Here is a 9,226-nt window from a genome sequence, read left to right on the forward strand (position 1 = left end):
GGCTCCTGACAGCATAGTGTCAGGAGTGTGCAAAAAAAATCCCGATCAGGTGACCGGGATTTTATGCAGAACGTTTTCAGGTGGTTACGGCAGAATGGACGGCTGATCCGCCCCTTCTTTCTCGACTTTCTGCTGCAGCATGTGCTCACGCTTCATGCCGAGCTTCAGTGCCAGCGCCGAGGCCACGTAGATGGACGATGCGGTACCAATGGTGACACCGATCAGCATGGTCAGCGAGAAGCCTTCCAGCACCGGACCACCGAAGAGATAAAGCATCAGGATAACCATCAAGGTGGTCCCGGAGGTGATCAACGTACGGTGCAGCGTCTGGGTCAGCGACACGTTAAAGATTTCGTACGGCGTTCCGCGACGAATTTTGCGGAAGTTCTCACGAATACGGTCGGAAACCACGATGCTGTCGTTCAGCGAGTAACCGATGACCGACATCAGCGATGCCACAATGGTCAGGTCGATTTCGATATGGAACAGCGACAGCACGCCAAGCGTAATGATCACATCGTGCAGCAGCGAGATAACCACCCCTGCCGCCAGACGCCATTCAAAGCGAATGCCGACGTAAACCAGGATCGACAACAGTGCTGCCATCAGCGCCATTGCGCCGGTCTGAGCGAGATCAGCGCCGACGCTCGGGCCGACGAACTCAATACGCTTCACTGTCGCGTTCTGGCTGGTGGATTCGTTGATCACGCTCACCACCTTGCTGCCCAGCGCCTGGCTGCCGCTCGCGTCATGCTCTGGCGGCATACGCACCATGATGTCGCGGCTGCTGCCAAAATTCTGCAACTGCGGTTCAGCAAAGCCTGCTTTTTCCAGCGCCTGACGCATCTGGTCCATATCCGCTGGTTTTTCCAGCGTGATTTCGATAACCGTACCACCGGTGAAATCGAGACCCCAGTTGAACCCGCGTACGCCCATCACGACGATAGCCAGCACGAGCAGCAAACCTGAGATGCCGAAAGCCCAGTAGTCCCAGCGCATAAAGTCCCAGACTTTACGGCCGTGGTTCAATTGTTCAATTGTATATTCCTGTGCCACAACGCACTCCTCAGATAGACAGCTTTTTAATGCGCTTGCCGCCGTACAACAGGTTTACGATGGCGCGGGTACCGACGATGGCGGTAAACATAGACGTTGCGACACCGATACCGGTCGTGATCGCGAAGCCTTTAATGGCCCCGGTACCGACAGCGTACAGGATGATAACTTTAATCAGCGTCGTGATGTTCGCATCGAAAATCGAGCTAAACGCCCCGCGATAACCTTCGTCGATAGCCTGCTGGATCGTCCGCCCGTTGCTCAACTCTTCTTTGATACGTTCGTTGATCAGTACGTTGGCGTCGACCGCCACCGCAAGGGTGAGCACGATACCCGCTATACCCGGCATACTCAGCGTGGCGCCAGGCAGCAGCGACATCACACCCACGATCAGGATCAGGTTCGCCACCAGCGCGCTCGTGGCAATCAGACCAAACTTCTTATAGAAGAAGATCATGAAGATGATAGAGACCACCAGACCCGCCAGACAGGCTTCGAGGCCCTGCTGAATGTTCTGCAGACCCAGGGTTGGGCCAATGGTACGTTCTTCGACGATCTGAATCGGTGCAATCAGCGCGCCCGCACGCAGCAGCAGCGACAGCTGGCGCGCTTCGTTCGGGTTATTGATACCGGTGATGCGGAAGCTGTTACCCAGTCGAGACTGGATATTAGCGATGTTAATCACCTCTTCCTCTTTCACCAGCACCGCACGACCGTTGGCATCTTTCTTACCGCTGTCTTTATACTCCACGAACAGGGTCGCCATCGGTTTACCGATATTGTCCTTGGTGAAGTTAGACATGATGTTACCACCGGCGCTGTCGAGCGAAATGTTCACCTGCGGCTGGTTGTACTCATCCTGGCTGGAGGTGGAGTCGGTGATATGGTCACCGGTCAGGATCACGCGTTTGTACATGACAACCGGCTGACCTTCACGGGTGGATTTCACTTCGGAATCGCCCGGTACACGGCCAGATGCTGCGGCAGACTGATCGACGTTAGTGTTCACCAGACGGAATTCCAGGGTCGCGGTCGCGCCGAGGATTTCTTTAGCACGCGCGGTATCCTGAATACCCGGCAGCTCAACCACAATACGGTCAGCACCCTGACGCTGTACCACCGGCTCAGCAACGCCCAGCTGGTTTACACGGTTACGCAGAATGTTGATGTTCTGCTGAACGGCGTATTCACGGGCTTCTTTCAGACGTTCGTCGGCCATCACCGCACGCAGCTGGTTGTCGCCCTGGCTGGTGATCACCAGGTCGCGGTGACGCGGCGCCAGATAGTCAATCGCCTGAGAACGTGCCGCGCTGTCGCGGAACGTGATGCTGAGGCCGTAATTTGCCTCTTTGCGAACGGTAGTATACGGAATGCCTTTTTCGCGCAGGTCGCTGCGCAGGCCATCAATATTCTGTTCCTGCAGTTTCCCGAGCGCGGTGTCCATATCCACTTCCATCAGGAAGTGAACGCCGCCACGCAGGTCGAGGCCGAGTTTCATCGGCTCCGCGTGCAGTGCAGCTAACCAGCGCGGGGTCGCAGGAGCCAGGTTCAGCGCCACGACGTATTTATCACCCAGCACGCCCACCAGCGCTTCACGAGCGCGCAGCTGGACGTCAGTGGAGTCGAAGCGCGCAAGAATTGCGCCCTCTTCCAGTGCCACAGACTTAGCGGTAATTTTTTCTTCTTTTAAGGTGTTCTGGACCTGGATCAGCGTTTGCTCACTGGCGGCGACGCCGCGCGCGCCAGTGATTTGAACAGCCGGATCCTCACCATACAGGTTGGGAAGTGCGTAAAGCAGGCCGACGAGAATCACGACGACCAGCATGATGTACTTCCACAAAGGATAACGGTTTAACACGGCAGTTCCCTTTGGGAAAACTTAAGATTACAGCGCCTTCATCGTGCCTTTCGGCAGAACGGCGGCTACGAAGTCACGTTTGATAACCACTTCAGTGGTGTCGTTCAGGGCGATAGCAATGTAGCCGTTTTCAGCCACTTTGGTTACGCGACCCACCAGACCACCGTTGGTCAGCACTTCATCACCTTTAGCGATGGAGTCCATCAGCTTTTTGTGCTCTTTAGTACGTTTCTGCTGTGGGCGCAAAATCATGAAGTAGAAGATCAGACCGAACACCACCAGCATCAGGATCAGAGACATCGGGCTGCTCTGCGCCGGCGCTCCGGTTGCCGCTACCGCATCAGAAATAAAAAAGCTCATTCAAATTCCCTCATTATTAAAATTAATCAACGTTCAAAGGTGGAACGGGTCGACCCTGTCGTTGGTAAAAATCGGCCACGAAGTTCTCTAATTTACCCTCTTCAATAGCCTTGCGTAAACCCGCCATTAAGCGCTGATAGTAGCGCAGTTGCAACGGTCGAGATGATGCAAGTAAGCGCGTGAATAATTGCGACACGTATAGCAATCACACTCGGAATCAAGCGGGCTGGTGTCGCTTTTATGCACGGCGTTACGGATTTTCACCACACCATCGGTAACAAAAAGATGACCGTTACGGGCATTGCGCGTCGGCATTACGCAGTCGAACATATCAATGCCGCGACGAACACCTTCCACCAGGTCTTCCGGTTTACCCACGCCCATCAGGTATCGTGGTTTATCCGCCGGGATCTGCGGGCAGACATGTTCCAGAATGCGATGCATATCTGCCTTCGGCTCACCCACAGCCAAACCGCCGACAGCGTAGCCATCAAAGCCAATCTCTACCAGACCTTTGACGGAGATATCGCGTAAATCTTCGTAAACACTGCCCTGAATGATGCCGAACAGCGCGTTTTTATTGCCCAGCCCGTCAAAGCGGTCGCGGCTGCGTTTCGCCCAACGCAGGGACATTTCCATTGAACGTTTAGCGTAATCCCAGTCCGCCGGATACGGTGTACATTCGTCGAAGATCATCACGATGTCGGAACCGAGATCGTACTGAATTTCCATCGATTTTTCCGGATCGAGGAAAATCGGATCGCCGTTGATCGGGTTGCGAAAATGCACGCCCTGCTCGGTGATCTTCCGGATATCGCCAAGGCTGAAGACCTGGAAACCGCCGGAATCGGTGAGGATCGGCCCTTTCCACTGCATGAAATCGTGCAGATCGCCGTGCAGCTTCATGATCTCCTGCCCCGGGCGCAGCCACAGGTGGAAGGTATTGCCGAGAATAATTTGCGCGCCGGTTGCTTCGACTTCTTCCGGCGTCATGCCTTTCACTGTACCGTAAGTCCCGACAGGCATAAAAGCAGGCGTTTCCACTACGCCACGATCAAACACCAGGCGGCCACGGCGTGCGCGACCGTCGGTCGTATCCAGTTCAAATTTCACTACATTTCTCCTGCATCAGAGAGACAGTCTGATGATTAAACCTGTGCCGCGGCATTATTCCCCGACACGTTCAGTAATGGCTTGCGGATTGTACGTGATAAACATCGCATCGCCGTAACTAAAAAAGCGATATTTCGTCTTAACCGCTTCCTGATAGGCGTTCATGGTGTGCTGATAGCCCGCAAAGGCGGAAACCAGCATGATGAGCGTCGATTCCGGCAAATGGAAGTTGGTGACCAGCGCATCGATCACCTGATATTGATAACCCGGATAAATAAAGATCTGCGTATCGCCAAAGAACGGCGCAATCAGCGCCTCTTTTGCCGCCTGCGCCGCGCTTTCCAGCGAACGGACGGAGGTGGTGCCCACCGCCACTACGCGGTTGCCGCGCGCTTTCGCCGCCAGCACCGCATCCACCACATCCTGCGGCACTTCGGCATATTCGGAGTGCATGATGTGCTCTTCGATGCTGTCGACCCGCACTGGCTGGAAAGTGCCTGCGCCCACGTGCAGGGTCACAAACGCCATTTCGATGCCCTTCTCGCGCAGACGCGCCAGCAGCGGTTCATCAAAATGCAGCCCCGCGGTCGGTGCGGCGACCGCACCCGGTTTTTCGCTGTACACGGTCTGGTACAGCTCGCGGTCGGCGTCTTCGTCAGGGCGGTCAATGTACGGCGGCAGCGGCATGTGACCGATACTGTTGAGAATATCCAGCACCGGGCGCTCGTCGTTAAACTGCACTTCAAACAGCGCGTCGTGACGGGCCACCATTGTTGCATTAATGCTTTCATCGTCACCCAGCAGCAGTTCTGCGCCGGGTTTTGGCGCTTTAGAGGCGCGAATATGTGCCAGAATACGTTTATCATCGAGCATGCGTTCGACCAGCACTTCAATCTTGCCGCCACTGGCTTTACGGCCAAACAGGCGCGCCGGGATCACGCGGGTATTATTAAAGACCAGCAGATCACCAGGGTTGAGCTTGTCGAGCAAATCGGTGAAAGTACCGTGCGTCAGCGCGCCCGTCGGCCCATCCAGCGATAACAAGCGGCAACTACTGCGCTCAGGCTGTGGATAGTGGGCAATCAGGGATTCGGGCAATTCAAAGGAGAAATCGGCAACACGCATGACGTAGACTCGTGACTTAAAAACAGGCGGCTTAGTCTAGTGCTCGCGCCCCTTCGCTGCAACACTTAGCCGTTACCGGACAGAGATACTCATGAATTTTCTTGCACATTTACATCTCGCCCACCTCGCCGACAGCTCACTGTCCGGCAATCTGCTTGCCGACTTTGTGCGCGGCAATCCTGACGAGCTCTACCCGGATGATGTGGTGGACGGCATCCATATGCACCGCCGTATTGACGTGCTGACCGATAACCTGCCGGAAGTCAAAGAAGCGCGCGACTGGTTTCGTCCGCAAACGCGCCGCGTGGCGCCGATTACGCTGGATGTCATGTGGGATCATTTTCTGTCGCGTCACTGGGAACAGCTGTCACCGGAGATGCCGCTGGCGGAATTCGTGCGCTACGCCCATGCGCAGGTGAGCGTGATCCTGCCGGATTCCCCGCCACGGTTTGTCAATCTGAACGAATATCTGTGGTCAGAGCGCTGGCTCGAGCGCTATCGTGAAATGGAATTTATTCAGCGCGTATTAAACGGTATGGCAAGTCGTCGACCGCGCCTGGAAGCATTGCGCGATTCCTGGCACGATCTGGATACGCATTACGACGAACTGGAAAACCGTTTCTGGCAGTTCTACCCGCGCATGATGGCGCAGGCAAAAGAAAGAGCACTTTAAGGCTTGCGCTTTATCACAAATTCGATATCGTACAGGTGTTTTTGAAATCGATTGATAGGCAAAACCTGTCTCATTGATTGTCAGCATCACGTTGAGCTTACCAATACCACTCTCTATACTGGCCCGCGTTGCGTTCCATTAACCTTATAAATGTAAAGGAGAACCCCATGGTTCTGGTTACTCGTCCGGCTCCTGACTTTACTGCTGCAGCTGTCCTTGGTAGCGGCGAAATTGTTGAGAAATTTAACTTCAAACAGCACACCAATGGTAAAGCAACGGTTGTGTTCTTCTGGCCGATGGACTTCACCTTCGTCTGCCCGTCTGAACTGATCGCATTTGACAAACGTTACGAAGAATTCCAGAAACGCGGCGTTGAAGTCGTTGGCGTTTCTTTTGACTCTGAGTTCGTCCACAACGCATGGCGCAACACCCCTGTCGACAAAGGCGGCATCGGTGCAGTGAAATACGCCATGGTTGCTGACGTTAAGCGTGAAATCCAGAAAGCCTACGGCATCGAACACCCGGACGAAGGTGTTGCGCTGCGTGGTTCTTTCCTGATCGACAAAAACGGCATCGTGCGTCATCAGGTGGTTAACGACCTGCCGCTGGGTCGTAACATCGACGAAATGCTGCGTATGGTTGACGCGCTGCAGTTCCACGAAGAGCACGGCGAAGTGTGCCCGGCTCAGTGGGAAAAAGGGAAAGAAGGCATGAACGCGTCTCCGGACGGCGTTGCTAAATACCTGAGCGAAAACGTCTCCAGCCTGTAATCGGCGACGTTGACGAAAAGGCTCGCATTGCGANNCCAGCACCGTTTGCCACTGGCTGGCGCGTTCCGCTTCTGAAGTCGCGGTCAGACGCTCCTCACCGCCGAGAGCGACCGGTTCCAGCATCCCGGCATACGGAATCGCCTCCAGCGGCCAGGCGTTCTCCAGCGCCTCAGGGATCAGCATTTTCATCGACACGCTGGCCGGTTTCGCCGCACGGTTCCCCCAGGCGAGCATATAAGGCGCGTTGCCCTGTGCATTAAAGACCACCGTTAACCGATCGCGGCGTCCGGAAATGTCCGGCAGCGTCTCCGGCAAATGGGCGTTAACCGTCGTCAGACGTACCGCCTGCACCACCTTTTCCTGCATCGGGAACGGCTCAGAACTGCGGTGATCCAGCGAATAGAGCACCTGTTTCGTTAAGGGCTGCCACTCCCCTTTTTCCGTACTGCGCCAGGCAAGCTCTACCGGCAGCACTGAACCATTCGCCAGTTCAAAGGCGATCGACGTCAACGGCTGCGGCTGTGCCCACTGGTAAATGGCTTCGTTTTCAGATACCCGTTTTTCCGCGCTTTCCAGCACGATCTGGTCGTTTTCCTGCGCCCGGTTGCGTGGCAGCGCCAACGCGCCGGTCAGCGTCAGCGGCGGAGTTTGTTCAGCAAACACCAGCAGCAGGTAGCGCGTACCCTCTGAGGACATCGTCCCTGAAAGACTGAGGCGATCCAGCTTCAGACGGTCGGTGCCGCTGGTCAGATCCATCAACGTTCCCGCATCGTCCTGCAGCGTCCAGTCGTTCAGATCGCGGCTGGAATAGAGCCGCACGTTCCCTTGCCAGTTGCCCGCCGGGGTTTTCCAGTCCAGTTGGATCTGCGAGATATAGCGCGAATCCATAGGCTTGTCCGGCAGCGCCAGTAAATAGCTCTGTCCGGCATTTCTTGCAGCCTCGCTTTCCAGACGAACAACCACGCCACTTGACGAACGAAGCACCATGGTTTCCGACGCGCGCCTGTCGGTACTTCTTACACCGACCGGCGACGCCGTCAGCGGGAATACCCGCAGGGGAATCGCCTCGGGTGCGGTGGCAGGCGTTTTCTGTACCACCATCGAAAACGGAACCGTCTCGCCCTGATGGTTAAAAACGCGTACGTCCCGCATATCCGGCCAGGCCACCTGCTGGTAAACCTGCTGGGGTAAATCAATGCGGAACCAGGGCGCAGAAGATGACGTTTCCAGCGTCATGCCAAAGGCATAATCACGCGGTGTTTCCGCAGGCACCTCCGCACAAAAAGCAGGTACCGACGTGCTCAGCACCATACTCAGTACGACGCCTTTCATCCATTTCATTCTTCTTCTCCTGCTTTTTTGACCACTTCCGCTTTCGGCGGTAAAGGTGAAAAGTAACCGATAATCAGCACCAGTACCGCCACACCAATAAACGCGATGGCGCGCGCCAGCCCGCCGCCACGCGCGCTGTCCACCAGTAACAGTTTAACAATCACCACGCCCAACAGCACCGCGCCACCCAGCCACTCGTAGCGAGACGCACGACGGGTGGCGCGCAACATGACAATAAGCGCTGTAAGCATCCAGAAGAGCGCGAATGTCGTCTGAATCAGGCGTGAATGCCACAGGCTTTCCAGATACCAAGGGATCCCGCCGAAATGCGCCAGTGCGCGCAGCAGTAAGCCATTCAGCCACCAGAAGCTCAGTGCCAGCAACACAATGTGCATTCCCCGACGGAACGCAGCCACCCGTTGTGGGAAGAGCGATACTGGAAAACGGCTGTAAATCAGCAGCCCCAGCAACGCGAACGCCGCGCCTTCTTCCAGCGGGTTAATCAGCGGCAGATATTGCTGCTGGAATACCACCCCGTCCTGCATATTTGCCACGATCAGCAACAGCAGCAGCACAATGGCCACCGGGGCCATCGCCAGCGCGCCATAGCCTTCAGGCCAGACCCGGAACGGCCAGATCTGGCGGCGAATCGCAACATCCACCAGCATAACGATAACGCCACCTGCCGCCATCACGAGTCCGCTCATCCACGCGTCCATGCCCCACGGCAGCGCCCACACGAACCAGAACAGCTCGCAGGCCAGCGCCAGCAATATCATCCAGAAGAGCGATAAATGCAGACTTCGCGAGGCCATGCGAGGTAGCTGTTCGCCGTCCCAGCGCAGCAGCAGGATCGCGGAAGGCAGCGCCACCAGCCATGCCAGACTTTCCCAACCTGCAGTGAAGATACCCTCGTGGTAGACCTGAAAACCGAGCAAC

Annotated in this window: 7 protein-coding genes and 2 pseudogenes; 2 read left to right on the top strand and 7 right to left on the bottom strand. The window is 55.9% G+C overall.

Translation table 11 applies throughout. The features are described 5' to 3' along the window. Positions 1–84: 84 nt before the first annotated feature. From secF to queA, 5 genes and pseudogenes are all read right to left on the bottom strand, one after another. The gene (gene secF, locus GM30_RS08035; RefSeq protein ID WP_049848183.1) at positions 85–1,056 is read right to left on the bottom strand and encodes a protein translocase subunit SecF; all 972 of its coding nucleotides are present in this window, start codon (positions 1,054–1,056) and stop codon (positions 85–87) included. A gap of 10 nt (positions 1,057–1,066) precedes the next feature. Next, positions 1,067–2,914, bottom strand: a complete 1,848-nt coding sequence (gene secD / locus GM30_RS08040) for a protein translocase subunit SecD (protein WP_072091767.1) — start codon at positions 2,912–2,914, stop codon at positions 1,067–1,069. 27 nt (positions 2,915–2,941) lie between these two features. Continuing rightward, the gene (gene yajC, locus GM30_RS08045) at positions 2,942–3,274 is read right to left on the bottom strand and encodes a preprotein translocase subunit YajC (RefSeq protein WP_049848185.1); all 333 of its coding nucleotides are present in this window, start codon (positions 3,272–3,274) and stop codon (positions 2,942–2,944) included. 22 nt (positions 3,275–3,296) lie between these two features. Then, positions 3,297–4,387: pseudogene (tgt, locus tag GM30_RS08050) on the bottom strand (tRNA guanosine(34) transglycosylase Tgt). Between the two features lie 54 nt (positions 4,388–4,441). Then, positions 4,442–5,512, bottom strand: a complete 1,071-nt coding sequence (queA, locus tag GM30_RS08055; protein WP_049848186.1) for a tRNA preQ1(34) S-adenosylmethionine ribosyltransferase-isomerase QueA — start codon at positions 5,510–5,512, stop codon at positions 4,442–4,444. 91 nt (positions 5,513–5,603) lie between these two features. Between queA and acpH the strand changes: the two genes are divergently transcribed. Together acpH and GM30_RS26575 are read left to right on the top strand one after the other, a co-directional pair. Further along, entirely contained in the window at positions 5,604–6,185 is a 582-nt protein-coding gene (gene acpH / locus GM30_RS08060; protein ID WP_049848187.1) for an ACP phosphodiesterase, read from the top strand. A gap of 167 nt (positions 6,186–6,352) precedes the next feature. After that, positions 6,353–6,955: a peroxiredoxin C gene (locus tag GM30_RS26575; RefSeq protein ID WP_049855879.1), complete on the top strand. Its 603-nt coding sequence runs from the start codon at positions 6,353–6,355 to the stop codon at positions 6,953–6,955. A 57-nt stretch (positions 6,956–7,012) separates the two neighbouring features. On the opposite strand, the pseudogene GM30_RS27125 reads toward GM30_RS26575, so the two are convergent. After that, a pseudogene (locus tag GM30_RS27125) lies at positions 7,013–8,296 on the bottom strand (DUF3999 family protein); the annotation flags it as partial. Next, on the bottom strand, positions 8,293–9,226 hold a 934-nt coding region (locus GM30_RS08070; RefSeq protein ID WP_155483944.1), incomplete at its 5' end, for a DUF2339 domain-containing protein. The pseudogene GM30_RS27125 and the gene GM30_RS08070, both read right to left, overlap by 4 nt.

It is taken from the genome of Trabulsiella odontotermitis, assembly GCF_001188485.1.
Lineage (GTDB): Bacteria > Pseudomonadota > Gammaproteobacteria > Enterobacterales > Enterobacteriaceae > Trabulsiella > Trabulsiella odontotermitis_A.